Raw genomic sequence first — 26,062 nt, 5'->3', positions numbered from 1 at the left:
CGGTTGGTATCCAGGATCACACCTCAACTACGCTGCGTGCGCACGCGACTACGACCTCAGGCGGGATCCCCATGGCACGTCACGCAGCCCCCGGCAGCTCCACGCTGCGCTCCGCAGGCCTCACACTCTCCATGGCCGGCGCGGCCCTGGCCATGGCCGCCGGTGGCGCACAGGCCGGTGAGCTCTCGGTTCCGGCGGCCCTCGCCGGAGTCACCGACCCGATCGCGAACCTCAAGGTGAATCCGCTCGCCCACACCGGCGTGGACCCGCTCGACAACGGCGTGGCCACCAAGGTCGCGGACTTCCCCGCGGTCGGGACCACCATGGTCACGGGGGTCCTGACGCAGGGGCCGTCCATCGGCGAGCTGCCCGAAGCGGCCGCGTCCTCGCTGCTCGGCCCGCTGTCGGCGAAGTAGGGGACGCGAAGGCCCCGGCAGCACGGTGGGTGCTGCCGGGGCCGGGTCGACGCGGGGGATCTTCTAGTACGAGGATCCGCCCGAGCCCAGCGAACCCGTCGGGTGCCAGACCGTCTTCGTCTCCAGGAACGCCGTCATGCGCGACGTGCCCGGGTCGGCGCTCCAGTCGTCCACAGGCTGTGGACGCAGGACGCGCTTGAGGTTGTCGGCCGCCGCGATCTCCAGCTCCTTGGCCAGCGCCGCGTCGGCACCCGCCAGGTCGATCGCGTTGACGTCCTGGTGGGAGGCCAGGTGCGGGCCCATCTCGGCGGCCTTGCCGGACAGGATGTTGACGACGCCGCCGGGCAGGTCGGAGGTGGCCAGCACCTCGCCCAGGGAAAGGGCCGGGAGCGGCGCCTTCTCCGACGTGATCACGACCGCGGTGTTGCCGGTCGCGATCACCGGGGCGATCACCGAGACCAGGCCCAGGAACGACGAGTCCTGGGGGGCGACGACGGTGACGACGCCGGTCGGCTCGGGGGTGGAGAGGTTGAAGAACGGGCCTGCGACCGGGTTGGCCCCGCCCACGATCTGGGCGATCTTGTCGGTCCAGCCCGCGTACCAGACCCAGCGGTCGATGGCCGCGTCGACGACCGCGCCGGCCTTCGACTTGGACAGGCCCTCGGCCTCGCCGACCTCGCGGACGAACTGCTCGCGGCGGCCCTCCAGCATCTCGGCGATGCGGTAGAGGATCTGGCCGCGGTTGTACGCGGTCGCGCCGGACCAGCCGCCGAAGGCCTTGCGGGCCGCGACGACCGCGTCACGCGCGTCCTTGCGGGACGACAGTGGGGCGTTGGCCAGCCACCTGCCCTTGGAGTCGGTCACCTCGTACACCCGGCCGCTCTCGGAACGGGGGAACTTGCCCCCGACGTACAGCTTGTAGGTCTTGAAGACGTTCAGACGCAGAGAGGTCTCAGACATCGAGGTAGGCCTCCAGACCGTGGCGGCCGCCCTCGCGACCGAAGCCCGACTCCTTGTAGCCGCCGAAGGGCGAGGTCGGGTCGAACTTGTTGAACGTGTTGGCCCACACCACACCGGCGCGGAGCTTGTTCGCGACCGCGAGGATGCGCGAGCCCTTCTCCGTCCAGATGCCGGCGGACAGGCCGTACTGGCTGTTGTTGGCCTTGGCGACGGCCTCGTCGGGCGTACGGAAGGTCAGTACGGACAGCACCGGGCCGAAGATCTCGTCGCGGGCGACGGTGTGCGCCTGGGTGACGTTCGTGAAGAGCGTCGGGGCGAACCAGTAGCCGGAGGACGGCAGCTCGCAGGCCGGGGACCAGCGCTCGGCGCCCTCGGCCTCGCCGGTCTCGGCGAGCGCGGTGATCCGGGCCAGCTGCTCGGCGGAGTTGATCGCGCCGATGTCGGTGTTCTTGTCGAGCGGGTCGCCCAGGCGCAGGGTGCTCAGGCGGCGCTTGAGGGAGTCCAGCAGCTCGTCGTGGATCGACTCCTGGACCAGCAGGCGCGAGCCCGCGCAGCAGACCTGGCCCTGGTTGAAGAAGATGCCGGTGACGATGCCTTCGACGGCCTGGTCGATCGGGGCGTCGTCGAAGACGATGTTGGCGCCCTTGCCGCCCAGCTCCAGGGTGACCTTCTTGTCGGTGCCGGCGATCTGGCGGGCGATGGCCTTGCCGACCGCGGTCGAGCCGGTGAAGGCGACCTTGTTGACGTCCGGGTGCTCGACGAGGGCCGCGCCCGCGTCGCCGTAACCCGTGAGGATGTTGACGACACCCTTGGGCAGGCCCGCCTGGCGGCAGATGTCCGCGAAGAACAGCGCGGAGAGCGGGGTGGTCTCGGCGGGCTTGAGGACGACCGTGTTGCCGGCCGCGAGCGCCGGGGCGATCTTCCACGCGAGCATCAGCAGCGGGAAGTTCCACGGGATGACCTGGCCGGCGACGCCGAGCGGGCGCGGGTTCGGGCCGTAGCCCGCGTGGTCGAGCTTGTCGGCCCAGCCCGCGTAGTAGAAGAAGTGCGCGGCGACGAGCGGGAGGTCCGCGTCGCGGGTCTCCTTGATCGGCTTGCCGTTGTCCAGGGTCTCCAGGACGGCGAGCTCGCGGCTGCGCTCCTGGATGATCCGGGCGATGCGGAAGAGGTACTTGGCGCGCTCGGAGCCCGGCAGCGCGGACCACGTCGCGAAGGCCTTGCGGGCGGCCTTGACGGCGCGGTCGACGTCGGCGGCGCCTGCCTGGGCGACCTCGGAGAGGACCTCCTCGGAGGACGGCGAGACGGTCTTGAAGACCTTGCCGTCGGCGGCGTCGGTGAACTCGCCGTCGATGAAGAGCCCGTACGAGGGGGCGATGTCGACGACGGAACGCGACTCGGGGGCCGGTGCGTACTCGAAAAGGGATGCCATGGTGATCAGTCCACCGTCACGTAGTCGGGACCGGAGTAACGGCCGGTGCTCAGCTTCTGGCGCTGCATCAACAGGTCGTTGAGCAGGCTGGAGGCGCCGAAGCGGAACCAGTGGTTGGACAGCCAGTCCTCGCCCACGGTCTCGTTGACCAGGACCAGGAACTTGATGGCGTCCTTGGTGGTCCGGATGCCGCCGGCCGGCTTCACGCCGATCTGGATTCCAGTCTGCGCCTTGAAGTCGCGGACGGCTTCGAGCATCAGCAGCGTGTTGGCGGGGGTGGCGTTGACGCCGACCTTGCCGGTGGAGGTCTTGATGAAGTCGGCGCCCGCGAGCATGCCGATCCAGGAGGCCCGGCGGATGTTGTCGTAGGTCGACAGCTCACCGGTCTCGAAGATGACCTTGAGGCGGGCGGCGGTGCCGTCGGGGCGTACGCACGCCTCCTTGACGGCCTTGATCAGCTCGTACGTCTCCAGGTAGCGGCCGGCGAGGAAGGCGCCACGGTCGATGACCATGTCGATCTCGTCCGCGCCGGCGGCGACGGCGTCACGGGTGTCCGCGAGCTTGACGGGCAGTGCGGCGCGGCCGGCCGGGAAGGCGGTCGCGACGGAGGCCACCTTGACGTCGGCACCGTTCAGGGCGGCCTTGGCGGTGGCCACCATGTCGGGGTAGACGCAGACCGCGGCGGTCATGGGAGTCGTACGGTCGGTCGGGTCGGGGTTGGCGGCCTTGGCGGAGAGCGCTCGGACCTTGCCCGGGGTGTCCGCACCCTCAAGCGTGGTCAGGTCGATCATGGAAATGGCCAGGTCAATGGCGTACGCCTTGGCCGTGGTCTTGATCGAACGGGTACCGAGCGCGGCCGCGCGGGCCTCCAGGCCGACGGCGTCTACGCCGGGCAGCCCGTGCAGGAAGCGGCGCAGCGCGCTGTCGGACGTCGTCACGTCAGCGAATGCGGAGAGGGTGGTGGGCATGGTCACCAGATGAGCATATCTACGCGCGTAGCTGCCTGTCACCCCCCGCGGGTGCACATCTGTGCGGGCAGGGGCGCATCCGGGCGCGGCGCGGTCCGGCCGGGGCTCGCGTGGCGGACCGCTGACCTCCACTTTTCCCTGTTACGTGGCGGAGACAGGAACCCCATGGTCCAGTCGAACGAGAAACGTAAATTTCTCTTCAGCAGCCCGCCAGACCTCACCGGATGAAAGCCCCGACAGAGAAAACGCGGCATGCGACTCTCCCACTTATCCGCGACACAGCTTCAAGGAGTCGTTATGCGTTCCGCCCTCCGTGCCTCGATCGTCACCGCCGCCCTCGCCGGGGCCCTCCTCGCGCCGGCCGCGACCGCGCTCGCCGCGACCGCCCCGCAGCCGGTGCCGTCGACCAAGGCAGCTGCGTCCTCGGACGACAACGGCCGCTACGAAGGACGGCCGGTCTACGTCGGCAACGGGATGGTCGCGGTGCTGCGCAACGCAGCCGAGGGCCCGGAGGCCTGGATCCGCTACGTCGGCGACCAGTGGAAGCCCGGCGACAACTACATGGTCCGCGTCGTGGCCCTGGTCACCCGCCAGCAGACCACCGCCTCGGCGCACGGAGCGTCCTTCAAGCTCACCAAGGCGGAGACGGCCGCCCCGGTGCTCGTCGTCACCACGGACGGCGTCGCCAAGTCCTACCCGCTGCCCGAGGGCAAGACCGGCCAGGTCTGCTCCGCCGAGAAGACCCAGAACATCGGCGCCGGCATGAACGCCAAGCTGTTCATGTCCCCCGACGGCCCGCGGGCCGAGGTGTGGGTCGCCGGCGAAGACACCGCCTGGCGGACCCTCGACCGCTCCTTCCCGGCGCTGCCCGAGTCGGCCGGCATCATCGCCCGCATCGTGAACCCGAGCGGCGCCAAGCCCGGCTTCGAGTGGAAGACCCAGGGCGGCGGCACCCCGCTCGGCCGGACCTCCTTCCCCGCGCTTCCCAAGGGCTGCAAGCTGAACTACGAGATCACCGAAGGCCAGGGCGACGACAAGCCCGCGCCCAAGCCCCAGCCGGCCGTCACGGTCAACGCCAAGCCGGTCGCCGACGTGAAGGCGCAGACGGGCGCGCAGACCGTGGTCGTCCCCCGGGGCGGGGTCGCCGCAGGTGCGGACTTCCCCGCCGAGGACACCGACAACAGCACCACCGTGGCCGCCGGCGCGGGTCTCGTCGCGATCTTCGCCGGGCTCGGCGTGGCCCTGATGGCCCGCACCCGCCGCGCCCGCACCCGCGCCTGAGCACCACCCCAGCCCCTCACGTCACCCGTTCCCCTTCCGGCGGGCCGCCTCCACGGTGGCCCGCCGGGCCCGTTTCCCGGAGCACCCCCATGGCCCACCGCGTCCGCCCCCTGCTCGCCGCCGTCCTCCTCGGTCCGCTCGCCCTCGCCGCCCTGACCGGCTGTGGCGGAGCACCGGCCGCGCCCGCGCCGGCGCCGCACATCGCCGCGGCCCCGACGCCGGCCGCGCCCGCCCCGACGGCGTCGGCCGCGCCCGTGGCCCCGCTGCCCGCCTCGGAGCCGGTACGGGTACGGATCCCCGCGGCCGGGGTGGACACGGGTCCGCTGCTGGAGCTCGGCCTGGCCGCCGACGGCACCGTCGAGGTGCCCTCCGTGGCGGACGGGGACCGGATCGGCTGGTACACCAAGGGCGTCACCCCGGGCGAGACCGGCCCTGCCGTGCTGATCGGGCACTTCGACACCGTGCGCGGCCCGGCGGTCCTGCGCAACGTCTCGAAGATCCACACCGGTGACGAGATCACCGTCACCCGGGCGGACGGCCGCGCCGCCGTCTTCCGGGTGCGCGAGCTGGAACAGGTCGGCAAGAAGACCTTCCCGACCGCCAAGGTCTACGGGAACACCGAGCGCCCCGAGCTGCGGCTGATCACCTGCGGCGGCGAGATCACCGACGGCCACCGCCCCGACAACATCATCGTGTACGCCGATCTCGTCGGCTGAGACGGCTTGAGGCAGAATCGGGCGCATGAGCAGCCAGCAGCCCACTGACGAGCCGGTGTACGACGACCGGGTCTACCGCTCCCCCATGGCCGTCGTCACCGGGGTCCTGCTGCTCGCGCTCGTCGCGTGGCTGTGCGGGGACGCCATCGTGCGGGGTCCGGGGAACTCCCCGTGGTTCGCCGCGGCGATCGCCCTGCTGGTCGTGCCCCTGATCGTCGCGTTCACCATCCGCCCGGCCGTCTTCGCCAACGCCGACCGGATGCGCGTACGGAACCCCTTCCGGGTCATCGAGCTGCCCTGGGGCGCCGTGGACGCGGTGCGTGCCGGGTACTCGGCTGAAGTGCTGGCCGAGGGGTCGAAGTACCAGCTGTGGTCCGTCCCGGTCTCGCTGCGCGAGCGGAAGAAGGCGAACCGGCAGCAGTCCCCCCGCGGCGGGATCAACGGCAAGGCCCCCGGCGGGGCCGGGCGGGCCGACGCGGGCGCCGCCGGCGAACCGCAGCGGGCCCAGGCGGACCAGGTGGTCGGCGAGCTGCGCGAGCTGGCCGAGCGCGGCGCCACGCGGGCGGGCGCCCAGGGCAGCGTGCGCGTGCAGTGGTCGTACGAGATCATCGCGCCCACCGTCCTGGGCGCGGTGCTCCTGATCGTGCTGTTCGCCGTCCGCTGACCGCGCCCCGGCCGGTCCGCGGCGCGGATCAGGCCCGGGGGACGCCCAGGCCTGCGAGGGCCGCGGCCAGTGCGCGGGCGCACGCCCCGGTCACGATCGTGCGCAGCGGCCGTCGTGCGGCGGCCCCCGTCGCTCCGTTCCGCACTGCGCTGCGTCCTGTCGGCATGGTGTCTCTCCCTCTGCTGCCCGGGTGGCCGCGCTCACTGTGCGCCTCCGCGGCGGCGGCGCGGGCGGGCCCGGCGCCGACCCGCCGTACTTTCATCCGATCGGATCGTCACATGTCGTCCGCTCACCGGATCCGGCCGGAACCGCGGCCACCGGGGGCTGCGTCCTCGCACATGTGCAGCGCAACGAGGTCGGCCGCAGTGCCGCCACCGCCATTCACTTCCGGCTCCGGCTCCTGGGCGGGGGTCTGCTGGTCGCGCATCTCCTCCTCGTCGGCTGGCTCACCCTGCGGCCCCTGGACGTGCCCTGGGCGGCTGCGGCCAATCTGACCCCGCTGGAGGGGATCCGGGCGGACCTCGGCTACGGGCCGCTGGAGGCGGCCCGGCGGATCGGCGAGGGGTTGGCGCTGTTGGCCCCGCTCGGGGTGCTGCTGCCGCTCGTCAACGGGAGCCTGGCGCCGTCGCCGCTGGCCGCGTGGTCCTCGCTGGGCCGGACCGCGGCCGCGGGCGTGCTGGTCTCGCTCAGCATCGAGATGCTCCAGAGCGCCGTCCCCGGGCAGGTGGTCGACGTGGACTCGGTGCTGTTGAACGGACTGGGCGTGGTGCTCGCGCACGTGGCCGTCGTACCGGCGCTGCGGGCGCGGATGCGGCGCTCCCGGCAGTCGCAGCGGGCTTCTCAGGGGTCCACCCCGAGAATTCCCAGGGTCGGGCTAGGCCCCTGGACCGAGGTTTTGTCGGCGGTGCCGCGGGAGTATTGAGGCATCGCGGGAAAACCCCCCGCTGGATGCCTAGAGGAGAACCCATGAGCGCCATTGCCCGCCCCCGTGACGGCCGCTGGATCGGCGGCGTCTGCGCCGGACTGGCGCGCCGCTTCGGAATTTCCGCGAACACGATGCGCCTGATATTCGTCGTCTCGTGCCTGCTGCCCGGCCCGCAGTTCCTGATCTACCTGGCGCTGTGGGTGCTCCTGCCGAACGAGAAGTCCTCGTCCAGCGCCTGGTAGGGATCAGCCCGTCCGGTAGGGATCAGCCCGCGGCGCGGACCTTCTCCAGCTGCTTGTCGGTCACCTCGTGCGGGACCAGGACCTTCTGCTGGGCTCCCGCGACGTTCAGCGCCATCAGCCGTACGACGGTGGCACCCTGGCGTACGACGACCACGTGGACCTGCGCCGAGACGCCCTGGGCGGCAGCGGTGGTGGTCCAGCTGACGGTCTCGTCGCCGGCCGTCTTGTACTCGGCGGCCCGCACGTCGCGGTAGGTGCCGCTCTGCTTCTCGACGGTGGCGGTGAAACCCGTACCGCAGGCGCCGACCGCGGCCTGGAGGCGGGCCATCAGGGACTTGGCGTCGCCCTCGGCGTAGGAGCTGACGGAGGCGGACACGGCCAGTCCGACCTGCTTCTGGGAGCCGATCCCGCGATTGACGGTCTCGCGGGCGGCCGAGTCGGGCTTGTCGCCCATGATGTCGGCAAGGGGCTGGCAGGCCTTGCGGTCGGCCTGCGGCTGGCCGTCGGGGGCACGGGGGTTCTTGCCCTGCGCCGAGACCTGGTAGTCGGCCAGATCACCCTGTTCGAGCGAGGACCGCTCCAGCTTGCTCGCGCCGGCCTTCGGCATGGCCGCACCGCTCGGGGCGCCGCCCGGGGACGCGGTGGGAGAGCCCGCGGGCGCGGAGCCCTTGGGGTCCAGGTCCGGGGTCTTGCCGGCCGCGGGGGCGCCCTTGCTGCTGCACCCGGTGGCCCCCAGGAGGAGGGCGGGGAGCAGGGCGGCGCAGGCCGCTCCGACCGTGACTCGTGCCTTGAAGCGCATGACCGAAACCTCATACCCATATGCGTCGGCGGGCAGTTGGTGGTGATCGTGGCACACGGCACGACGCGGCACACACCCGATCGAACCGGCGTGCGCCACGTGCGTGCGCGTACGAATGTTCCGCAGACGAATCCGCGGCGGGGGGGCGGGGATCAGCCGCCGAGCGCGCCACCGATGGGCAGGCCGCCGAGGGTGGGGCCGAGCGCGTTGGCGAGCTCGCCGACGGGAGCCGCCGGGTCGCTGGACTTCTGACCGTCCTCGCCGGTGACCTTCTGCTGGCTCGTGAGCCCCTGGGCGGCGCCGGTGACGGTGGTGAGCGCGTCGGAGAGGCCGATCGCGGGCGCAGCCGAGGCGGAACCGGCGGCGGCGGCGACGAAAGCGGCACCGATGGCGGCGGCACCGAGGGTCTTGGCAGCTGACTTCTTCATGAAGATGAGTCCTTGCGACGGGGAATTGAGCGGCTCCGCAAACTAGTCACTTCAAACCCCGGCCCGCAAACATACGTAAATATGAGAAAGCGCCCGGGAATTAATGTTCCCGGGCGCTCCCCTTACGTCATGCCGTGGCCTAGGCCGATACAGAACCGCTGGTCGAAGCGGTCTGCTGGAACAGCCATTCCGACTTCAGCTCCGCATAACCCGGCTTGATGACCTCATTGATCATGGCCAGTCGTTCGTCGAAAGGAATGAACGCGGACTTCATCGCATTGACGGTGAACCACTGCATGTCGTCGAGCGTGTAGCCGAAGGCGTCGACCAGGTGCTCGAACTCGCGGCTCATGCTGGTGCCGCTCATCAGACGGTTGTCGGTGTTGACCGTCAGCCTGAAGTGCAGCTTCCGCAGCAGGCCGATGGGGTGCTCGGCGTACGAGGCGGCCGCGGCGGTCTGCAGGTTCGAGGTGGGGCACATCTCCAGGGGGATGCGCTTGTCCCGGACGTACGAGGCCAGCCGGCCCAGCGTCACCGAGCCGTCGGCGGCGACCTCGATGTCGTCGATGATCTTCACACCGTGGCCCAGGCGGTCGGCGCCGCACCACTGGAGGGCCTGCCAGATCGACGGCAGACCGAAGGCCTCGCCCGCGTGGATGGTGAAGTGGTTGTTCTCGCGCTTGAGGTACTCGAACGCGTCGAGGTGGCGGGTGGGAGGGAACCCGGCCTCGGCGCCGGCGATGTCGAAGCCGACCACGCCGTTGTCGCGGTAGCGGTTGGCCAGCTCGGCGATCTCCAGCGCGCGGGCGGCGTGGCGCATCGCGGTGAGCAGGGCTCCGACGCGGATGCGGTGCCCGTTGGCCTTTGCGCGGCGCTCGCCCTCGCGGAAGCCGTCGTTCACGGCCTCGACGACCTCTTCGAGGGTCAGGCCGGCTTCCAGGTGCTGCTCGGGGGCGTAGCGGATCTCGGCGTACACGACGCCGTCCTCGGCCAGGTCCTCGGCGCACTCGGCGGCGACCCGGAACAGGGCCGCCTTCGTCTGCATGACGGCGCACGTGTGCGCGAACGTCTCCAGGTAGCGCGGCAGGGAGCCGGAGTCGGCGGCTTCCAAGAACCAGATGCCGAGCTTGTCGGCGTCGGTCTCCGGAAGGTTCTCGTAACCGACCTCGCGGGCCAGCTCGATGATGGTCCCGGGCCGCAGGCCTCCGTCGAGGTGGTCGTGGAGCAGCACCTTCGGAGAGCGGCGGATCTGGTCCGGGGTCGGCAGGTTGGGAGTCTCGCTCGTCATCCGGGCACTCTACTCCTACGCGCGTAGAGCCGCGCGGTGACGACGGGCGTCGATACGTAACAGAGACCGTACGGACGGGTGGCGTACACCTGTCAGTCTGAGACTGTTCCGCCATGGCACAGCATGCGCCGCCGGCGCGCGGGGCCCGCCTGGGGCGGGCGGCCGGCGCGAACGGCTCTAAGTCGACGGGCAGCACGGTCAACGGAGTGGTCCTCCTGCTCCCCGGAGCGTCCAGATTGTCCCCCGGTCCGGTGCGTCCGCTCGCGCGGGCACTGGCCCGGGCGGGCGGGGCGGACGGGCTGGTGGCGCACGCCGTGCTGCACGGCAGGGGGGCCTGCCGGGAGGACGACGCCCGGTGGGCGGCCGACGAGGTGCTGCGCAGGTACGGGGACGTGCCGGTGTGCCTCGCCGGGTACGACGCGGGCGGCCGGGCCGCGCTGCGGGCGGCGGGCCACGAGGCCGTCAACTCGGTGCTGGCGCTCGCCCCTTCCTTAGGGGAAGCGGCCGCAGCGGACTCGCCGGAACCGGTGAAACAGCTGTCGGGACGGCAGGTGCTGATCGTGCACGGGACCAACGACGCGAACAGCGATCCGGAAGCATCGTTTCGGCTGGCGGCACGGGCGAAGAAGGCGAACCGCTCCACCTGCCGGTTCGAGGTGCACTCGGACGGGCACCGGCTGCACGAGCACCGGGCGGAAGTCGTGGCGCTGTCCGTGGACTTCGTCCTGGGGGCGATGTTCTCCGGCCGCTACTCGCGGCCGGTGACGGACGCGCTGGCGGCGCCGCCGCCGCTGGGGCTGCGGATGCCGCTCGCCTCCGGCTTCGGGCGTTCGCTGCGGGGCTGAGCCACGGGTCCCGCAGGCTTGCGCCGCCCCTGCGCCCGCCCTCACGCCGGCCTTGCGCCGGCCTTGCGCCGGCCTTGCGCCGGGTCTACCCCCGATTTGCCCCGGACTTCCCGCAGGCAGGATGTCCGGTTCGCCCGAGCGTAAAGTGAGGAGTGGACTCGGGGCGCTTCTCCGCGGGAGGCGATTCGGCATGGCCGGGATCGTACGCAAGAGCTTCGACGAGGCGGACGAGACCCGTCCGTTCGAAGACGGCAAGGGCAGGCTCGATGTCATCCAGACGGACGGCGGGGCCGTGGGCCGCGCGGTCTTCGAACCGGGCTGGCGCTGGTCGGAGCACATCAAGCCGCTGGCGGGCACGGACAGCTGCCAGGCCGCGCACACGGGCTACATGGTGAGCGGCCGGATGAAGGTCGTCATGGACGACGGGACCAGCGAGGAGTACGGGCCCGGCGACTTCATGCAGATCGAACCCGGACACGACGCCTGGATCGTCGGCGACGAGCAGTGCGTCGCGGTCGACTGGACCGGCTTCGGCCAGTACGCGAAGCCGGCCTGACGAGGTCCCCGCGCGGCCTCAGCCAACGGGGAGCCACACCGGGTTCGTGAAGGCCGCCAGGGCGCCGGGAAACGGCGGCGCCGTGGCGGGGTGGCGGACCTCGGCCCGCACGTAGGCCGAGCGGACGGGCGTGGTGTGCCATTCCAAGGTGCTCGCGTCCGGCGCCGTGACGGCGAGACCCTGGTCGGTGATCAGCCGGAGTTCGCAGCCCGGGGCGCCCGTGACCGTGAGCCGGATCAGGACGTCCGCGTTCGGGGCCACCCGCAGCCGCTCTCCGATGCCGGCGTGTTCGCCGCGCCCGCCCAGCGCCTCGAAGGCGATCGCGACCTGCGCCGATTCCGCGCCGTAGGACCGCCCGGCCCGTATCCCGGCGAGGACGGCCTCCCGGGTGAGGTCTTCGGCGAGGACCGCGGTCTGGGGGCCGCCGATGCGGTCGGGGTCGCGGTGGAAGTCGCTGCCCGCCACGGCCGGGAGCCACCGCTCGCCGTCGGCGCCCCGCAGGGTGGCGTCCCAGGAGGCCAGGGAGACCTCGTCGTCCGGGGTCCAGGGGCCGTTCCACACCTCGACGGCGTCGGCGTCGTCGAAGCCGAACTTCCAGGCGCAGCCGATGCAAGTGGCGTGCGGGTGGGCGGGTACGACCAGGCCGCCCGCGCTGCGGATCGTACGGACGAAGCGGCCGAAGCGGCCTTCGCGCGCCCGGTAGCGCCAGTCGACGAAGGTCCCGGGGGCGGTTCCGACGGCCAGTACGTGGCCGGTGCGGGTGGTGATCTCCTCGCCGGTCAGGACCAGCAGGTCCGGCGGGACCGCGTCGGCCCAGGCGGCGTGCGCGCTGTGGGTGTTGTGGTCCGAGGAGTTGATGAAGTCCAGCCCGGCCTGCCGGGCCAGGGCGGCGATCTCGGCCGGGGTGCGCCGCCCGTCGGAGTGCACGGAGTGGACGTGGCAGTCGCCGCGGTACCAGGCCCGGCCGCGGCCCCGGGCCCGCGGGGGCGGGTAGACCGGGCGGGGTGCGGGGTCCGGCGTCCCGAAGGTGAAGCGTGCGGTGATCTCGTACGGGAGCCCCTGCGGGGCCACGGTGTACGGGCCCAGCAGCACGTGCCAGCGGCCGGCGCCGATCGGGCCGGGAAGGTAGCCGGGGGTCGCGTCGTCGGCGCGCAGGAAGAACTCGCTGCGGGCGCCGCCGGACCAGCCGCGGAAGCCGCGGCCGCCGAGGGCGGTGCCGTGCTGGTCGAAGATGCCGATGTCGAGGGCGTTGCCGGGGGTGCCGGGCGGCACGGGTGGTTTCCCGTACGTGTAGGCCACGCGTAACTCGCGTACGCCTGGAGGTATTTCGAGCGGTATCTCCACGAAGTCGGGGGCGCCCGGGGGGATCGTGCCGCGCAGGACCCGGGTGTCCGGGGAGGGGGCGGACAGCTGCGGGGCGGCGACTGCGGCGGCGCCGGTCGCGCCGCTCGCCAGGAGTTCACGTCGGGTGAGGGCCATCCCTCCACGGTGGCGGCGGTACGTGAATCCCGAGTGAATCCGGGGTGAGGGGTCCCGCTCGCCCGAGCAGGGCCGCGGCCCGGTCCAGGGCGCGGGTCAAGGAGAGCGCCGTCGGGGCGGTGGCGAGGACGTGGGCGTGGTGCAGCGAGCCGGTCGGGGCCCGGCGTACCGTCGCGCCCGGCGGGACCTCCAGCCGCACCCGGACCACCCCCGGCACGGCGCGGGCGGCTGCCGGTCCCCGGTGGGCCCGCTCGATGCGGGTGCCGGGCGGGAAGTCCACGTACCGCAGCCCGGCGTGGGCGGTGCGCAGGTGGTGCACCGGGTCGGGCAGGCCCAGTCCGGCGGCGAGGGCGAGGGCGAGCACGTCGGTGCCGTGGGCGAGGCGGAGCAGCTGGACGAGCTCCTCGGCTCCGGGGACGCGTGGGCCTCGACGAGGCGGGGGCCGTGAGGGGTGAGGACGACCTCGGTGTGCGAGGGGCCGTCGCGGTGCCCGGCAAGGTCGAGGACGCCGCGCACGAGGGCCCGTACGGCCTCTGCGGTGCCGGCGGCGAGCGCGACGGGCAGGTCGTACCCGGTGGCGGTGGTGGCCGTCCCCGGCCCCGGGATCCGGCGGGTCCAGCCGAGGATGCGGTGGCGGCCCCCGCGGGAGACGGCTTCGACGGCGAGCTCGGGGCCTTCCAGGTACTCCTGGACGAGGAGGTCGGTGACCTCGGGGTAGTCGCGGACGGCGGTTGCGGCCCCGGCCGGGCCGGCCAACAGCCGCACGCCCTCGCCGAGGGCCCCCGCGCGGGGCTTGACCACGCACGGGAATCCGATCAGGCCGGCGAGGAAGGGGAGGAGCGCGGCGCGGCCGCAGCGGACGAAGGAGACGGGCCGCGCGGCGTGCAGGGCGTTGGAGCGGGCGCGCAGGGCGGCCTTGTCCATGAGGGCGGTGACGGCCGCCGCGGGGGTGCCGGGCAGGCCGAGGGCCTCGTTGGCGCGGGCGGCGGCGAGTGCTGCGGCGGGGTCGAAGCCGAAGACCCGGGCGTGCCCGCGCCGGACCGCCTCCAGCCGGCCGACGGCGCCGACCAGGCGGCGGTGGTCGCGCCAGTCCGCCGGCACCCGCCGCTCCGCCCCCTCACGGTCGGACGGCACCGGCGGTCCCGGCGCGACCACCACGGTGCGCGCGCCGACCCGTCGGGCGGCGGCCACCACGGCGGGGCGCGGGCTCAGCAGGACCGCCGTGGGCCCCCGCCCGGTCCCGTTCACCCGCTCCCGCTCCCCCGTCACCGCGTTTCCCCCTTCACCCGGTGTGACCACTGTGCCGGTCCGGCATATGCGTGCGGGGCCCGTTCGGGCGTCGTCTTGCCGCCTTGCGGGAACACGAGGGGTTTATAAACATCAGCAATCCGGGACGAATACGCATATGCCAGCCGACGAAGCCGAACCGCCGTCCGGGGGCGACCTGAGCCGCGCCGCCCGGCGGCTGTACGCGTACGCCGTGGAGCGGCACTCGTTCGCCGAAGCCGAGGCCACCGGAGCCCTCGGGGCCCGGGCGGCCGCGGCGATCACCGAGCTGGCCGCCGCGCACCTGCTCCAGCGGGCCCCCGGCGGCGGCCCGGACCGGTGGAGCGCCGTCGCGCCCAGGGCCGCGGCGGCCCGGGCACTGGCTCCGCTGGCACTGCTCGTACGGGAGACCCACGACGAGATGGACCGGCTGCGCGGGCGGCTGGAGACGCTGGTGCCGGCGTACGAGGCGGGTGCGGCGCACCTGGAACGGAACGGGTCGGGGCGGTCGGAACTGGAGCTGGTCACCGATCTGGGGGCGGTGCGCGCCCTGATCGCGGAGCTCGTCGCGGCCTGCGAGAAGGAGCTCCTGACCTCGCAGCCCGGCGGGGGGCGGCCGCTGGAGACGCTGGAGGAGGCGATCGGGCGGGACGAGTCGCTGCTGGCGCGCGGGGTGCGGATGCGCACGATCTACCAGCACACGGCGCGCTACTCGCGGCCCACGGCGGCGTACGTGGAGCGGGTGACGGCGCTGGGCGCGCAGGTGCGGACGCTGGGCGACGGCCTGATGCGGATGCTGGTCTTCGACGAGCACACGGGACTGATGTCGGTGCCGGACCGCAGCGGGGCGGCGCTCGTGGTGCGGGAGCCGGCGGTCTTGCACTTCATGACGTCGGCGTTCGAGCGGTCGTGGGTGGCGGCGGAGCCGTTCCCGACGACGGTGGGTCCGGACGCGGCGCGCTCGCTCTCGGACGAGCTGCGGCAGACGATCGTCCGGTTCCTGTCAGAGGGGCTGGAGGACAAGGTGATCGCCCGCCGGCTGGGCATGTCGGAGCGGACCTGTCAGCGTCACATCGCGGAGATCATGCGGGCGGCGGGCGCCAAGTCCCGCTTCCAGGCCGGCTACTTGCTCGCCCCCTCGGCACTTCCCGCCCCCGGGGCCACCCCCTGCGTCGACGCCGAAGCCGACGGCGCCGGGTCCTGACCGGGGTGCCCGGGACCGCCGTGCAGCTCCGGGATCAGCCGGCCGCGCCGGGACAGCAGGAACCGCTTGAACTCGGCGACCGGCGGGGTGTCGGGGTGGCCGTCGAGCCAGGCGACGCCGATCTCGCGGACCGCGCGCGGGGCCGTCACCGTCAGCTCGACCACGCCGGGTCGGGCCACCGCCGGCGGCGGCAGCAGGGCCACGCCGAGGCCCGCCGCGACCAGCCCGCGCAGGGTCTCGGCCTCCTCGCCCTCGAAGGCCACCCGGGGGGTGAACCCGGCCTCCGCGCACAGGTCGTCGGTGATGCGGCGCAGCCCGTAGCCGGCCTCCAGGGTCACGAAGGTCTCCTCGGCGGCCTCGGCGAGGCGGATGCGCTTGCGGCCGGCCAGGCGGTGGTCGTCGGGGACGACGAGCCGCAGCCGCTGCTCGTCCAGGCGGCGCGCGAGCAGGTCGGGAGCGTCGGGGAGCGGTGAGGTCAGGCAGAGGTCGAGTTCGCCGGCCCGCAGCTTCTCCAGCATGGCTTCGCCGTAGTTCTGCACCAGGGAGAAGCGCACGCGCGGGTGGTCGGCGCGGAAGGCGCGGATCAGGCCGGGCACGGTCTCGGGGCCGAGGGTGTGCAGGAAGCCGAACGCCACCTTTCCGAAGGCCGGGTCCGCGTCCTGTTGCACCGACTCGGCGGCGCGGGCGATTTCGGCGAGGGCCTGCTCGGTCGAGGCGAGGAAGGTCCGCCCGGCCGTGGTGAGGGCGACGGTGCGGCCCTTGCGGGCGAACAGCGTGACGCCCAGGTCCTGTTCGAGCCGGACCATGGCCCGGGACAGGGTGGACTGCGGGACGCCCAGTTCGTGCGCGGCGCGGGTGACGTGCTCGTGGCGGGCGACGGCGGCGAAGTACGCCAGTCGCGGGGCCAGCAACCCTGTCACTTCCATGTCTTCTACGTAACGGTTCATCGACAGGCACCCTTCTGAACTGCACTGATGCGCCAGTGGATCGATTATCGCGATTCTGTGCATTGGACGCATGAAACGGGGCGGGTCTACGGTCGTTGCATGCCTCCCGTTCATACCGGGGCACCCGTCATCACGGGTGCCTCCACCCCGCCGTCCCCTGCCGCACCGCAGCCCCACTCCCCCGGCCGCCCCGGCTACCGCCGGATGAGCCTCGCGCTCTTCGCCGCCGGACTCGCGACGTTCGCCCTCCTCTACTCCACCCAGGCGCTGCTGCCCGCGATCTCCGAGGGGTTCGGGGTGACGGCGGGTCAGGCCAGCTGGACGGTGTCCGCGGCCACCGGCGCCCTCGCCCTGTTCGTCCTGCCGCTCAGCGCGCTCTCCGAGCGCTTCGGGCGGACCCGGATGATGACGATCTCCATGATCGTCGCCGTCGGCGTCGGCCTCCTCGTGCCGTTCGCGCCGAACCTGGAGTGGCTGGTGGTGCTGCGCGCCGTCCAGGGCGCGGCGATCGCCGGCATCCCGGCATCCGCGATGGCGTACCTGGCGGAGGAGGTCAAGCCGAAGGCGCTGGTGGGCGCGATCGGCCTGTTCGTGGCGGGCAATTCCATCGGCGGTATGAGCGGCCGCCTCGTCACCGGCTGGGCGGCCCAGGCATGGGGCTGGCGCGGCGGGCTGCTGGCCGTCGGCGTCATGGCGCTGGCCTGCGCGGGCGCCTTCCTGGTCCTGCTCCCCCGGGCCCGGTTCTTCCGCCCGGCCTCGCTGAACCCGCGCGCGGTCGGCCGGACCGTCGCCGGCCATCTGCGCGATCCGCTGCTGCTGCGGCTGTACGGGATCGGCGCGTTGTTCATGACGGTCTTCGGCGCCGTTTACACCGTCATCGGCTACCGGCTGGTGGACGAGCCGTTCTCCCTCGGGCAGGGCGTGATCGGGTCGATCTTCCTGATCTATCTGGTCGGCACGGTCTCCTCGGCCGCCGCCGGGCAGCTGGTGGCCCGCACGGGGCGGCGCGGCGCGCTGTACCTGGCGGTGACCACGACCGCGCTGGGCCTGCTGCTGTCCCTCGCGGACTCGCTCGCCGCGATCCTGGTCGGGCTGGTCCTGATCACCGCCGGCTTCTTCGCGGGCCACGCTGTGGCGTCCGCCGCGGTGAGCCGGACCGCGACGTCGGGCCGCGCGCAGGCCTCGGCGCTGTACCAGTCGGCGTACTACCTGGGTTCCAGCGCGGGCGGCACGCTCGGCGCGCTCGCCTACCACTCGGCGGGCTGGGCGGCGACGGTGGGCATCGCGCTGCTGGCGGTGCTCGGCGTCGTATCGATCACCCTCTACGGCTCGCACGCGGCGCGCGCGCAGCAGCGCCGTCCAGGTGTGCTGGCCGCCGTCCGCTGAACGGCCGCTACGCCGCTCGCGGATCCGTCCGTACGGCATCGGTACGAGGTGATTTACGGAGCCCGGAGGCGCAAGACGCCCCGGGCTCCGGCGCGTTGCCCCTCCCCGCCGGGCAGGAATGCGGGGTGGGAGGGAGTACGACATGCGGATGCGGACGAAGCGGCGTACGGCGGCGGCGGTTTGCGGGGCGGTGGCGCTCGCGGCCTCTCTGGTGGTCGGCGGGGGCGGGGCGGCGCAGGCCGCCGGCTCGTGCAACATGACCGCGGGGCCGTACCAGCGGCAGGTGGAGCAGTTCTTGGGGCGGCCGGTCGACGGGGCGCAGTCCGCGGCCGACTGCCGGGCGACCAAGGCGTTCCAGGCGCAGCACGGCATCACCCCGACCGCGGGGTACGCCGGGCCGGTGACCTGGCAGACGATGAGCGTGATGCTGGCGCAGCGGGCGGCGGGCAGCACGCCGAACCAGGACGGGAAGTGCCCGGTGAACCTGGGCCGGATCGCCTGCGTCGACCTGACGCGCCAGCTCAGCTGGGTCCAGGACGGCGCCACCCTGAAGTACGGGCCGGTCCCGGTCCGCACCGGGAAGGCCGGCACCGAGACCCGGACCGGTCTGAAGCGGATCTACTACCGCAGCATCGACCACTGGTCGACGATCTACGACGTGTCGATGCCGTACGCGCAGTTCTTCGACGGCGGGATCGCCTTCCACTCCGTCGACAAGAGCATGTGGAACCCGCCGGGGTCGGGCGGGTGCGTGAACATGCGGCTCGCGGACGCCAAGGCGTACTGGAACCTGCTGGCCAAGGGCGAGGACGTGTTCGTGTACGGCCGCAAGCCCGGTACGTAGGTCGGGCCCGCGGCCGTCCGGCTGCCGTTGTCAGACCCCTCCGGTAGCTTGCGGGGTATCGGATCTACTGGGGGACGACAGCCATGAGTGACCTCGCGACCGGCACCGGAACCACCACGGAGTCCGACCTGGATGCGGCGATGGAGCGCTACCGGGTCGAGCTCACCGGCTACTGCTACCGCATGCTCGGCTCCTCCTTCGACGCCGAGGACGCGGTGCAGGACACGTACGTCCGCGCCTGGCGCAGCCATGCGAAGTTCGAGGGCCGGTCCTCGCTGCGCTCCTGGCTGTACCGGATCGCCACGAACGTCTGCCTGGACCTGCTGAGCGCGGGGAACAAGCGGGCCCGGCCGATGGACCTCAGCGCCCCGCAACACCAGGCCTCCGCGGTCTTGAACGAGCGGCCGGAGGTGACCTGGCTGGAGCCGGTGCCGGACGGGCGGGTGCTGCCGCAGACCGCCGATCCGGCGGAGATGGCCCTGGCGAAGGAATCCGTACGGCTGGCGTTCGTGGCGGCGCTCCAGCACCTGCCGGCGAAGCAGCGCGCGGTGCTGATCCTGCGCGAGGTGCTGGCGTGGAAGGCGGACGAGGTCGCGGCGCTGCTGGAGACCACGGTGGCGTCGGTGAACAGCGCTCTCCAGCGGGCCCGGGCGACCATGTCCGCGACGCGCGTGCGCGAGAGCGATGCGGCGGACCCGCTGGACGCGGAGCAGGTGAAGCTGCTGGAGCAGTACCTGTCCGCCTTCGAGGCGTACGACATCTCCCGGCTGACCACCCTGCTGCACGAGGACGCAGTGCTGTCGATGCCGCCGTTCGACCTGTGGCTGCGGGGCCACGAGGACATCGCGGCCTGGCACCTGAACCAGGGCATCGGCTGCAAGGGCTCCCGCCTGGTCCCGACCACGGCGAACGGCCTGCCGGCGTTCGGCCAGTACCGGCCGCGGGAGGACGGGCGGCCGGGGCACGTGCCGTGGGCGCTCCAGGTCCTGGAGATCTCAGACGGCAAGATCGTCGGGCTCAACGCCTTCCTGGACACCGACCGCTGGTTCCCCCTCTTCGGTCTGCCCGAGGAGCTCGGCGAGCCCGACGAAGTGCAGCAGGGCGCGTAGGGCGGGCGGGGCGCCCTCCACCCGCAGCGGCCGGCCCCGGGCGGTCAGCCGCAGCCGGGCCAGGATTTCGACCGCGCTCAGGTCCGGCGCGGTGACGGCGCCGGCATCGCACACCACCGCGTGCGCACCGTCCTCGTACAGCCGGGACAGACGCGCGCACAGCAGTACGGCGTCGCGCGCCGTGGGGCTCGGTCCGGGCAGCACGAGGCGGGTCGTCTCCATGCGGGGATGACTCCCGCACCACCGGGAACTCATCGGCACGAGCCGTCGGCACCGGCCCCGGCATGCCGAACGGGACCGGCGGGGGTCCGCCGGTCCCGTTCACCCGGAAGGGAAGCCGCAGCTATCAGGCGATGCGGTCCAGGACGATCGGCGTGGCGGTGAACGCCGTGCCGGCCGCGGCGATGTCGAAGGTGCCCTCCAGGGAGGCCAGGGCGTACTCGAACTTCTCCGGGGTGTCCGTGTGCAGGGTCATCAGGGGCTGGCCCGCGGTGACCGTGTCGCCCGGCTTGGCGTGCAGCTCGATGCCCGCACCCGCCTGCACCGGGTCCTCCTTGCGCGCGCGGCCGGCGCCCAGGCGCCAGGCGCCGACGCCCACGCCGTACGCGTCCAGGCGGGTCAGGACGCCCGACTCGGGGGCGGTGACCACGTGCTGCTCGCGGGCGACCGGCAGGGCCGCGTCCGGGTCGCCGCCCTGGGCCGCGATCATCCGGCGCCACACGTCCATGGCGGAGCCGTCGGCCAGGGCCTTGGCCGGGTCGGCGTCCTTGATGCCCGCCGCGTCCAGCATCTCGCGGGCCAGCGCCAGGGTCAGCTCGACGACGTCGGAGGGGCCGCCGCCGGCCAGGACCTCGACCGACTCGCGGATCTCCAGCGCGTTGCCGGCGGTCAGGCCGAGCGGGGTGGACATGTCGGTGAGCAGGGCGATCGTCTTGACGCCGCTGTCGGTGCCGAGGGCGACCATCGTGGAGGCGAGCTCGCGCGCGTCCTCGATGTTCTTCATGAACGCGCCGGTGCCGACCTTCACGTCGAGGACGAGCGAGCCGGTGCCCTCGGCGATCTTCTTCGACATGATCGAGGAGGCGATCAGCGGGATGGCCTCGACGGTGCCCGTCACGTCGCGCAGGGCGTACAGCTTCTTGTCGGCGGGGGCCAGGCCGTCGCCCGCCGCGCAGATGACCGCGCCGGTGGTGTCGAGGACGTTCAGCATCTCCTCGTTGGACAGCAGCGCGCGCCAGCCGGGGATGGACTCCAGCTTGTCCAGGGTGCCGCCGGTGTGGCCGAGGCCGCGGCCCGACAGCTGCGGTACGGCCGCGCCGCAGGCGGCGACGAGCGGGGCCAACGGAAGGGTGATCTTGTCGCCGACGCCACCCGTGGAGTGCTTGTCGGCGGTCGGACGGGAAAGGGAGTCGAAGTTCATCCGCTCGCCCGACGCGATCATCGCGGCGGTCCAGCGCTTGATCTCGGCCCGGTTCATGCCGTTCAGCAGGATGGCCATCGCCAGCGCCGACATCTGCTCGTCGGCGACGACACCGCGCGTGTACGCGTCGATGACCCAGTCGATCTGCTCGGGGCTCAGCTCACCGCGGTCCCGCTTCGTACGGATGACGGAGATGACGTCCATGTGGTGCTTCCTTCTACGCGCATAGAGAGGGGTGTGAAGAGAGGGGTCCGGAGAAGTACGACGGCCCTTCGCCCGGCAGGGCGAAGGGCCGTCGGCACGGCTATCTCAGGTGGTCCGGCCCGAAGGCCTGCGGCAGCATCTCGGCCAGCGGAAGGATCCCGTTCGGGGTGTCCACCAGCAGTTCCGGCCCACCGAACTCGAACAGCAGCTGGCGGCAGCGCCCGCACGGGACGAGCTTCTCGCCCTTGCCGTCGACGCAGGTGAAGTGCGTCAGGCGGCCGCCGCCGGTGGCCTGGAGGGAGGAGACCAGCCCGCACTCGGCGCACAGCCCGAGCCCGTAGCTGGCGTTCTCCACGTTGCAGCCGACCACGGTGCGACCGTCGTCGACGCGGGCGGCGACGCCGACCGGGAAGCCCGAGTACGGGGCGTACGCCCTGGACATGGCGTCCCGGGCGGCCTCCCGCAGGGCTTCCCAGTCCACGTCGGTCACTTGCCCTGGCCCTTGCGGTAGGGCATGCCGTCGGCCTTGGGCATCCGCAGGCGCTGCGAGGACAGGGCGAGCACCAGGAGCGTCGTGACGTACGGGGCGGCGTCGACGAACTGGCTCGGGACCGAGTCGGTCAGCGCGTACCAGACGAACAGGCCGGCGGCGCACACACCGGCGACGGCGGCCTGGAAGTGCTTGCGCTTGTACAGCTGCCAGACGACGACCACGGCGAGCAGGATCGCGATGAGCAGCAGCATCGCGTGGACGTTCTCGGCGCCACCGCGCAGCCGGAGGCTGTAGGTGAAGCCGAAGAGGCCCGAGCCCAGCGCCATTCCGCCCGGCATCCAGTTGCCGAAGATCATGGCGGCGAGACCGATGTAGCCGCGGCCGCCGGTCTGGCCCTCCTGGTAGATGCCGGTGGAGACGATGGCGAGGAACGCGCCGCCGAGGCCGGCCATCCCGCCGGAGACGATCACGGCGATGTACTTGTACTTGTAGACGTTGACGCCGAGGGACTCGGCGGCGGTCGGGTTCTCACCGCAGGAGCGCAGCCGCAGGCCGAAGGAGGTGCGCCACAGCACCCACCAGGTGGCGGGGATCAGCAGGATCGCGACGACGGTCAGCAGCGACAGGTTGGTGACCAGGCCGCCGAGGATTCCGGCGAGGTCCGAGATCAGGAACCAGTGCTTGCCGTGGAGCGTGCCGAGCCAGTCCGAGAGCCCCGGGACGGTGATCTCGGTGATCGGGTCGATGCGCGGGGACTGCTTGGAGGAACCGCCCGGGACCTTGTCGAAGGTGAAGTTCGACAGGTACTGGGTGAAGCCGACGGCCAGGATGTTGACCGCCACGCCGGAGACGATGTGGTTGACGTTGAACGTCACCGTGATGACCGCGTGGAGCAGGCCGCCGAGGGCGCCGCCGATGATGCCCACGAGGACACCGGTCCACGGACCCCACTGGTAGCCGGCCCAGGCGCCGAACCAGGTGCCGAGGATCATCATGCCTTCGAGGCCGATGTTGACCACGCCCGCACGCTCGGACCACAGGCCGCCGAGGCCCGCGAGGGCGATCGGCACGGCGAGCTGGAGCGTGCCCGAGATCTGACCGACGGAGGTCAGGTCCTGGGCGCCGGAGATGACCCGGACCAGCGAGATCAGGACGAGACCGCCCGCGATGATCAGCAGGATCCAGGGCAGGGTGAGCTTGCGGCGGCCGCCGCCCTTCTTGGGCGCGGCGCTCGTCGCGGAGACGGTGCTGGTGCTCACGCCGCGACCTCCTTGTTGTCGGTCTTGAGGGCGTGCCCGGCGGCCAGTTCCTGGCCGACCTTCTGCTGCTGACGGCGGATGCCGTAGCGGCGGACGAGCTCGTAGCTGACGACGACCGCGATCACGATCAGACCCTGCATGATCACGCCGATTTCCTGGGCGTAGCCGTTCTGGTCGAGCCCGGCGGACGTCTGCTTGATGAAGGCGAGCAGGAACGCGGAGAAGAGGATGCCGATCGGGTTGTTGCGGCCGAGCAGCGCGACGGTGATGCCGGTGAAGCCGATGCCCAGGGGGAAGGACAGGTTGTACGTGTGGGACTCGCCGAGCAGCAACGGCATGCCGGTCAGACCGGCGACCGCACCCGAGATGAGCATCGCGGTCATGATCATCTTCTTGGCGTCCACGCCGGAGGCCTGCGCGGCGGACTCGCTGGCGCCGGTGGCCCGCAGGTCGAAGCCGAAGCGGGTCCGGTTGAGCACGAACCAGTAGACGATGCCGAGGGCGAAGGCCACGAAGGTGAAGCCGTAGATGTCGCCGCCGGGAAGGGACAGGGCCGGGAACCAGCCCGACTCCGAGATGTCGCCGGTCGTCAGGTCGTTCGAGCCGGGCGGCTGGACGCCGAGGTTCTTCGGCAGGATCAGCCAGGCGATCAGGGAGGTCGCGATGGCGTTGAGCATGATCGTGGAGACGACCTCGCTCACCCCGCGCTTGGCCTTGAGGATGCCCGCGATGCCGGCCCAGAAGGCACCGGTGACCATGGCGACGAGCACGATCAGCAGGATGTGCAGCGGCCCGGGCAGCGAGACCGAGGCACCGACCACGGCGGAGATCACCGCCGCGAGACGGTACTGGCCGTCCACGCCGATGTTGAAGAGGTTCATCCGGAAGCCGATGGCCACGGCCAGGGCTGCCAGGAAGTAGATGCCCGCCTGGTTGACGATGAGGACTTGGATGTCCTCGTAGCCAGCCTGGTCGATCATGATGCGCAGCGGTTCGATCGGGTCGACGCCCGAGGCCGCCAGGACGATCACGGTCAGTACGAAGGCGCTGATCAGTGCGAGCGCCGGGCCGGCGACTGCCAGGAGCAGCCGGTCCTTGTCGAATTTCTTCATCGGGCCTCGTCCTCCGTCGTGTCACCGTCGGCAGCGGCGGAAGGGTTGTCGGTGGCTTCCAGGTGACCGCGGGCGGCACCCGTCATGGCGGTGCCGAGCTCCTCGGGCGTGACGGCGGCCGGGTCGGCGTCCGCGACCAGGCGGCCGCGGTAGATGACGCGCAGGGTGTCGGACAGGCCGATCAGCTCGTCGAGGTCGGCCGAGATCAGGAGCACGGCCAGGCCCTCGCGACGGGCCTCGCGGATCGCGTCCCAGATCTGCGCCTGCGCACCGACGTCCACACCGCGGGTGGGGTGGGCGGCGATGAGGAACTTCGGGGCGTGGCTCATCTCGCGGCCGACGATCAGCTTCTGCTGGTTGCCGCCGGAGAGCGAGGCCGCGGTGACGTCGATGCCCGGGGTGCGGACGTCGTACTCGCGCACGATCCGCTCGGTGTCCTTGCGGGCGGCCTTGGGGTCGAGGATGCCGCGCTTGGAGTTGGGCGCCTCGGTGACGTGGCCGAGGATGCGGTTCTCCCAGAGCGGGGAATCCAACAGCAGGGCGTGGCGGTGGCGGTCCTCGGGGATGTACCCGACGCCTCCCTCGCGGCGCTTGCGCACCGGCGACTTCGTGATGTCGCGGCCGTCGAGGGTGATCACGCCCGTGTCGGCGGAGTTCATGCCCATCAGGGCTTCGATGAGCTCCGTCTGGCCGTTGCCCTCGACACCCGCGATGCCGAGGATCTCGCCCTTGTGGATGGTGAAGCTGATGTCGTCGAGCAGGAGCCGGCCGGTTTCGACGTGCTCGCGGAGGGAGGAGTCCTCCGGGGCCGTCGGGGCCATGGCCTCCGGCTCGACGACGGCGTCGGACGCGGCGAGGGTCAGGCCCTTGACGGTCAGCATCGGAATGTCCGTGACCGTCGACTCGCGGGTCTCGGGCGTGGGCAGCTCGCTGCCGACCATCAGCTCGGCGAGCTGCTTGGTGGTGGCGGTCTTCGGGTCGGCGGTACCGACCGTGGTGCCGCGGCGGATGACGGTGATGTCGTCGGCGACCTTCAGCACCTCGCCCAGCTTGTGCGAGATGAAGATGACGGTCAGGCCCTCGGCCTTGAGCTCGCGCAGGTTGTCGAAGAGCGCGTCCACTTCCTGCGGCACGAGCACCGCGGTGGGCTCGTCGAGGATGAGGGTGCGCGCACCGCGGTAGAGGACCTTGAGGATCTCCACGCGCTGCCGGTCGGCGACACCGAGGTCCTCGACCAGCGCGTCGGAGCGCACGCCGAGGCCGTAGGCGTCCGAGATCTCCTGGATCTTCTTACGGGCCTTGGCACCGATGCCGTACAGCTTCTCGCTGCCGAGAACCACGTTCTCCAGGACGGTGAGGTTGTCGGCGAGCATGAAGTGCTGGTGCACCATGCCGATGCCGCGGGCGATGGCGTCGCCGGGGTTGCTGAAGGAGACCTGTTCCCCGTCGATGGCAATGGTGCCCTCATCCGGCTTCTGCATGCCGTAGAGGATCTTCATCAGGGTCGACTTGCCGGCACCGTTCTCACCGATCAGGGCGTGGACGGTGCCCTTGCGGACGGTGATGGCGATGTCCTTGTTGGCGACGACGCCGGGGAAACGCTTGGTGATGCCGTGCAGTTCTACGGCGGGGGGGCTGGACGCGTTGATGACGCACTCTCCTTGGCGCGGAAGGAGCTGGAAAGCCTTGTGGCGGGGGGACAGGGCGGGGAGAGAAGGTATCGCGTCCACGATGCCTCTACGCGCGTAGCACTGTCGAAAGTGAAAACTTGTGACCATGCAGGTCACAAGCGTCACGGACGCGGTTCGGGGCCCGGGAGCGG

At 71.9% G+C, this 26,062-nt stretch carries 28 protein-coding genes and 1 pseudogene; 12 read left to right on the top strand and 17 right to left on the bottom strand.

Annotated elements, in window-relative coordinates:
- Positions 1 to 71 precede the first annotated feature (71 nt).
- Positions 72 to 416: a hypothetical protein gene (locus OG974_RS25860; protein WP_327285067.1), complete on the top strand. Its 345-nt coding sequence runs from the start codon at positions 72 to 74 to the stop codon at positions 414 to 416.
- A gap of 63 nt (positions 417 to 479) precedes the next feature.
- Here the strand turns inward: OG974_RS25860 and OG974_RS25855 are convergent, their stop codons facing one another.
- Genes OG974_RS25855 through deoC form a run of 3 tightly spaced genes read right to left on the bottom strand, consistent with a single transcriptional unit; the run spans position 480 to position 3,773 of the window.
- The gene (locus OG974_RS25855) at positions 480 to 1,376 is read right to left on the bottom strand and encodes an aldehyde dehydrogenase family protein (protein WP_327285066.1); all 897 of its coding nucleotides are present in this window, start codon (positions 1,374 to 1,376) and stop codon (positions 480 to 482) included.
- On the bottom strand, positions 1,369 to 2,805 hold the full coding sequence (locus OG974_RS25850) for an aldehyde dehydrogenase family protein (RefSeq protein WP_327285065.1): 1,437 nt from the start codon (positions 2,803 to 2,805) through the stop codon (positions 1,369 to 1,371). Before OG974_RS25850 ends, OG974_RS25855 begins: the two co-directional genes overlap by 8 nt.
- A gap of 5 nt (positions 2,806 to 2,810) precedes the next feature.
- Positions 2,811 to 3,773 (bottom strand): deoxyribose-phosphate aldolase, encoded by a 963-nt coding sequence (deoC, locus tag OG974_RS25845; RefSeq protein ID WP_327285755.1) that lies wholly within the window; start codon positions 3,771 to 3,773, stop codon positions 2,811 to 2,813.
- A 297-nt stretch (positions 3,774 to 4,070) separates the two neighbouring features.
- Between deoC and OG974_RS25840 the strand changes: the two genes are divergently transcribed.
- The 3 genes from OG974_RS25840 to OG974_RS25830 all read left to right on the top strand — a co-directional run bounded on the left by OG974_RS25840 (position 4,071) and on the right by OG974_RS25830 (position 6,434).
- Positions 4,071 to 5,054 carry a hypothetical protein gene (locus OG974_RS25840; RefSeq protein WP_371644605.1) on the top strand — a complete coding sequence of 328 codons (984 nt, stop codon included), beginning with the start codon at positions 4,071 to 4,073 and terminating at the stop codon, positions 5,052 to 5,054.
- Positions 5,055 to 5,143: 89 nt separating this feature from the next.
- Entirely contained in the window at positions 5,144 to 5,770 is a 627-nt protein-coding gene (locus OG974_RS25835) for a class F sortase (protein ID WP_327285063.1), read from the top strand.
- A gap of 25 nt (positions 5,771 to 5,795) precedes the next feature.
- Positions 5,796 to 6,434: a PH domain-containing protein gene (locus OG974_RS25830; protein ID WP_327285062.1), complete on the top strand. Its 639-nt coding sequence runs from the start codon at positions 5,796 to 5,798 to the stop codon at positions 6,432 to 6,434.
- 28 nt (positions 6,435 to 6,462) lie between these two features.
- Here OG974_RS25830 and OG974_RS25825 read toward each other — a convergent pair whose 3' ends face one another.
- Positions 6,463 to 6,600, bottom strand: coding sequence for a hypothetical protein (locus OG974_RS25825; protein ID WP_327285061.1), 138 nt, complete (start codon positions 6,598 to 6,600; stop codon positions 6,463 to 6,465).
- 174 nt (positions 6,601 to 6,774) lie between these two features.
- Here OG974_RS25825 and OG974_RS25820 point away from each other — a divergent pair, with 174 nt between their 5' ends.
- Entirely contained in the window at positions 6,775 to 7,356 is a 582-nt protein-coding gene (locus OG974_RS25820) for a VanZ family protein (protein ID WP_327285754.1), read from the top strand.
- 44 nt (positions 7,357 to 7,400) lie between these two features.
- Entirely contained in the window at positions 7,401 to 7,601 is a 201-nt protein-coding gene (locus OG974_RS25815) for a PspC domain-containing protein (protein ID WP_327285060.1), read from the top strand.
- Positions 7,602 to 7,623: 22 nt separating this feature from the next.
- Here OG974_RS25815 and OG974_RS25810 read toward each other — a convergent pair whose 3' ends face one another.
- The 3 genes from OG974_RS25810 to OG974_RS25800 all read right to left on the bottom strand — a co-directional run bounded on the left by OG974_RS25810 (position 7,624) and on the right by OG974_RS25800 (position 10,116).
- A complete protein-coding gene (locus OG974_RS25810; protein WP_327285059.1) occupies positions 7,624 to 8,400 on the bottom strand; it encodes a hypothetical protein in 777 nt (258 codons plus the stop codon).
- 152 nt (positions 8,401 to 8,552) lie between these two features.
- On the bottom strand, positions 8,553 to 8,828 hold the full coding sequence (locus OG974_RS25805; protein ID WP_327285058.1) for a hypothetical protein: 276 nt from the start codon (positions 8,826 to 8,828) through the stop codon (positions 8,553 to 8,555).
- A 139-nt stretch (positions 8,829 to 8,967) separates the two neighbouring features.
- Entirely contained in the window at positions 8,968 to 10,116 is a 1,149-nt protein-coding gene (locus OG974_RS25800; RefSeq protein WP_327285057.1) for an adenosine deaminase, read from the bottom strand.
- Positions 10,117 to 10,229: 113 nt separating this feature from the next.
- On the opposite strand from OG974_RS25800, the gene OG974_RS25795 reads away from it, so the two are divergent.
- Together OG974_RS25795 and OG974_RS25790 are read left to right on the top strand one after the other, a co-directional pair.
- Positions 10,230 to 10,961 carry an alpha/beta hydrolase gene (locus OG974_RS25795; protein ID WP_327285056.1) on the top strand — a complete coding sequence of 244 codons (732 nt, stop codon included), beginning with the start codon at positions 10,230 to 10,232 and terminating at the stop codon, positions 10,959 to 10,961.
- Positions 10,962 to 11,151: 190 nt separating this feature from the next.
- Positions 11,152 to 11,517, top strand: coding sequence for a cupin domain-containing protein (locus OG974_RS25790; RefSeq protein WP_327285055.1), 366 nt, complete (start codon positions 11,152 to 11,154; stop codon positions 11,515 to 11,517).
- Between the two features lie 18 nt (positions 11,518 to 11,535).
- On the opposite strand, the gene OG974_RS25785 is transcribed toward OG974_RS25790, so the two are convergent.
- Genes OG974_RS25785 through OG974_RS25775 form a run of 3 tightly spaced genes read right to left on the bottom strand, consistent with a single transcriptional unit; the run spans position 11,536 to position 14,265 of the window.
- The gene (locus tag OG974_RS25785) at positions 11,536 to 12,996 is read right to left on the bottom strand and encodes a CehA/McbA family metallohydrolase (RefSeq protein WP_371644601.1); all 1,461 of its coding nucleotides are present in this window, start codon (positions 12,994 to 12,996) and stop codon (positions 11,536 to 11,538) included.
- Entirely contained in the window at positions 12,977 to 13,195 is a 219-nt protein-coding gene (locus OG974_RS25780) for a hypothetical protein (protein ID WP_371644599.1), read from the bottom strand. The genes OG974_RS25785 and OG974_RS25780 overlap by 20 nt, the downstream gene beginning before the upstream one ends.
- Positions 13,093 to 14,265, bottom strand: coding sequence for an acetyl-CoA carboxylase biotin carboxylase subunit family protein (locus OG974_RS25775; protein WP_371644597.1), 1,173 nt, complete (start codon positions 14,263 to 14,265; stop codon positions 13,093 to 13,095). Before OG974_RS25775 ends, OG974_RS25780 begins: the two co-directional genes overlap by 103 nt.
- Before the next feature lie 136 nt (positions 14,266 to 14,401).
- On the opposite strand from OG974_RS25775, the gene OG974_RS25770 reads away from it, so the two are divergent.
- Complete coding sequence (locus tag OG974_RS25770; RefSeq protein WP_327285052.1) at positions 14,402 to 15,466, top strand: helix-turn-helix transcriptional regulator; 1,065 nt, start codon at positions 14,402 to 14,404, stop codon at positions 15,464 to 15,466.
- A 26-nt stretch (positions 15,467 to 15,492) separates the two neighbouring features.
- Here OG974_RS25770 and OG974_RS25765 read toward each other — a convergent pair.
- Positions 15,493 to 16,449: pseudogene (locus OG974_RS25765) on the bottom strand (LysR family transcriptional regulator); the annotation flags it as partial.
- 63 nt (positions 16,450 to 16,512) lie between these two features.
- On the opposite strand from OG974_RS25765, the gene OG974_RS25760 reads away from it, so the two are divergent.
- The 3 genes from OG974_RS25760 to OG974_RS25750 all read left to right on the top strand — a co-directional run bounded on the left by OG974_RS25760 (position 16,513) and on the right by OG974_RS25750 (position 19,752).
- On the top strand, positions 16,513 to 17,799 hold the full coding sequence (locus OG974_RS25760) for an MFS transporter (protein WP_327285051.1): 1,287 nt from the start codon (positions 16,513 to 16,515) through the stop codon (positions 17,797 to 17,799).
- A gap of 142 nt (positions 17,800 to 17,941) precedes the next feature.
- Positions 17,942 to 18,643 carry a L,D-transpeptidase family protein gene (locus OG974_RS25755; RefSeq protein WP_327285050.1) on the top strand — a complete coding sequence of 234 codons (702 nt, stop codon included), beginning with the start codon at positions 17,942 to 17,944 and terminating at the stop codon, positions 18,641 to 18,643.
- 83 nt (positions 18,644 to 18,726) lie between these two features.
- Positions 18,727 to 19,752, top strand: coding sequence for a sigma-70 family RNA polymerase sigma factor (locus tag OG974_RS25750; RefSeq protein WP_327285049.1), 1,026 nt, complete (start codon positions 18,727 to 18,729; stop codon positions 19,750 to 19,752).
- On the opposite strand, the gene OG974_RS25745 is transcribed toward OG974_RS25750, so the two are convergent.
- The 6 genes from OG974_RS25745 to OG974_RS25720 form a co-directional block, all read right to left on the bottom strand.
- A complete protein-coding gene (locus OG974_RS25745; RefSeq protein ID WP_327285048.1) occupies positions 19,639 to 19,974 on the bottom strand; it encodes an STAS domain-containing protein in 336 nt (111 codons plus the stop codon). The two genes, OG974_RS25750 and OG974_RS25745, sit on opposite strands and share 114 nt — an antisense overlap.
- A gap of 124 nt (positions 19,975 to 20,098) precedes the next feature.
- Entirely contained in the window at positions 20,099 to 21,376 is a 1,278-nt protein-coding gene (locus tag OG974_RS25740) for a thymidine phosphorylase (RefSeq protein ID WP_327285047.1), read from the bottom strand.
- A 100-nt stretch (positions 21,377 to 21,476) separates the two neighbouring features.
- Positions 21,477 to 21,866, bottom strand: a complete 390-nt coding sequence (locus OG974_RS25735) for a cytidine deaminase (RefSeq protein WP_328763430.1) — start codon at positions 21,864 to 21,866, stop codon at positions 21,477 to 21,479.
- Positions 21,863 to 23,128, bottom strand: a complete 1,266-nt coding sequence (locus OG974_RS25730; RefSeq protein WP_327285046.1) for an ABC transporter permease — start codon at positions 23,126 to 23,128, stop codon at positions 21,863 to 21,865. Before OG974_RS25730 ends, OG974_RS25735 begins: the two co-directional genes overlap by 4 nt.
- The gene (locus OG974_RS25725; protein ID WP_327285045.1) at positions 23,125 to 24,240 is read right to left on the bottom strand and encodes an ABC transporter permease; all 1,116 of its coding nucleotides are present in this window, start codon (positions 24,238 to 24,240) and stop codon (positions 23,125 to 23,127) included. The genes OG974_RS25730 and OG974_RS25725 overlap by 4 nt, the downstream gene beginning before the upstream one ends.
- Complete coding sequence (locus OG974_RS25720) at positions 24,237 to 26,018, bottom strand: ABC transporter ATP-binding protein (RefSeq protein ID WP_327285044.1); 1,782 nt, start codon at positions 26,016 to 26,018, stop codon at positions 24,237 to 24,239. The genes OG974_RS25725 and OG974_RS25720 overlap by 4 nt, the downstream gene beginning before the upstream one ends.
- Between the last annotated feature and the right edge of the window lie 44 nt (positions 26,019 to 26,062).

It is taken from the genome of Streptomyces sp. NBC_00597 (assembly GCF_041431095.1).
In the GTDB taxonomy this organism is placed as follows: domain Bacteria; phylum Actinomycetota; class Actinomycetes; order Streptomycetales; family Streptomycetaceae; genus Streptomyces.
This window is presented reverse-complemented; position numbering and strand designations above follow the sequence as displayed.

What these genes read in the sequence shown, in the direction of transcription:
- OG974_RS25860 (WP_327285067.1), top strand. Translation starts at nt 72, where the DNA reads ATGGCACGTCACGCAGCCCCCGGCAGCTCCACGCTGCGCTCCGCAGGC.
- OG974_RS25855 (WP_327285066.1), bottom strand. Translation starts at nt 1,376, where the DNA reads ATGTCTGAGACCTCTCTGCGTCTGAACGTCTTCAAGACCTACAAGCTG.
- OG974_RS25850 (WP_327285065.1), bottom strand. Translation starts at nt 2,805, where the DNA reads ATGGCATCCCTTTTCGAGTACGCACCGGCCCCCGAGTCGCGTTCCGTC.
- deoC (WP_327285755.1), bottom strand. Translation starts at nt 3,773, where the DNA reads ATGCCCACCACCCTCTCCGCATTCGCTGACGTGACGACGTCCGACAGC.
- OG974_RS25840 (WP_371644605.1), top strand. Translation starts at nt 4,071, where the DNA reads ATGCGTTCCGCCCTCCGTGCCTCGATCGTCACCGCCGCCCTCGCCGGG.
- OG974_RS25835 (WP_327285063.1), top strand. Translation starts at nt 5,144, where the DNA reads ATGGCCCACCGCGTCCGCCCCCTGCTCGCCGCCGTCCTCCTCGGTCCG.
- OG974_RS25830 (WP_327285062.1), top strand. Translation starts at nt 5,796, where the DNA reads ATGAGCAGCCAGCAGCCCACTGACGAGCCGGTGTACGACGACCGGGTC.
- OG974_RS25825 (WP_327285061.1), bottom strand. Translation starts at nt 6,600, where the DNA reads ATGCCGACAGGACGCAGCGCAGTGCGGAACGGAGCGACGGGGGCCGCC.
- OG974_RS25815 (WP_327285060.1), top strand. Translation starts at nt 7,401, where the DNA reads ATGAGCGCCATTGCCCGCCCCCGTGACGGCCGCTGGATCGGCGGCGTC.
- OG974_RS25810 (WP_327285059.1), bottom strand. Translation starts at nt 8,400, where the DNA reads ATGCGCTTCAAGGCACGAGTCACGGTCGGAGCGGCCTGCGCCGCCCTG.
- OG974_RS25805 (WP_327285058.1), bottom strand. Translation starts at nt 8,828, where the DNA reads ATGAAGAAGTCAGCTGCCAAGACCCTCGGTGCCGCCGCCATCGGTGCC.
- OG974_RS25800 (WP_327285057.1), bottom strand. Translation starts at nt 10,116, where the DNA reads ATGACGAGCGAGACTCCCAACCTGCCGACCCCGGACCAGATCCGCCGC.
- OG974_RS25795 (WP_327285056.1), top strand. Translation starts at nt 10,230, where the DNA reads ATGGCACAGCATGCGCCGCCGGCGCGCGGGGCCCGCCTGGGGCGGGCG.
- OG974_RS25790 (WP_327285055.1), top strand. Translation starts at nt 11,152, where the DNA reads ATGGCCGGGATCGTACGCAAGAGCTTCGACGAGGCGGACGAGACCCGT.
- OG974_RS25785 (WP_371644601.1), bottom strand. Translation starts at nt 12,996, where the DNA reads ATGGCCCTCACCCGACGTGAACTCCTGGCGAGCGGCGCGACCGGCGCC.
- OG974_RS25770 (WP_327285052.1), top strand. Translation starts at nt 14,402, where the DNA reads ATGCCAGCCGACGAAGCCGAACCGCCGTCCGGGGGCGACCTGAGCCGC.
- OG974_RS25760 (WP_327285051.1), top strand. Translation starts at nt 16,513, where the DNA reads ATGCCTCCCGTTCATACCGGGGCACCCGTCATCACGGGTGCCTCCACC.
- OG974_RS25755 (WP_327285050.1), top strand. Translation starts at nt 17,942, where the DNA reads ATGCGGATGCGGACGAAGCGGCGTACGGCGGCGGCGGTTTGCGGGGCG.
- OG974_RS25750 (WP_327285049.1), top strand. Translation starts at nt 18,727, where the DNA reads ATGAGTGACCTCGCGACCGGCACCGGAACCACCACGGAGTCCGACCTG.
- OG974_RS25745 (WP_327285048.1), bottom strand. Translation starts at nt 19,974, where the DNA reads ATGGAGACGACCCGCCTCGTGCTGCCCGGACCGAGCCCCACGGCGCGC.
- OG974_RS25740 (WP_327285047.1), bottom strand. Translation starts at nt 21,376, where the DNA reads ATGGACGTCATCTCCGTCATCCGTACGAAGCGGGACCGCGGTGAGCTG.
- OG974_RS25725 (WP_327285045.1), bottom strand. Translation starts at nt 24,240, where the DNA reads ATGAAGAAATTCGACAAGGACCGGCTGCTCCTGGCAGTCGCCGGCCCG.
- OG974_RS25720 (WP_327285044.1), bottom strand. Translation starts at nt 26,018, where the DNA reads ATGGTCACAAGTTTTCACTTTCGACAGTGCTACGCGCGTAGAGGCATC.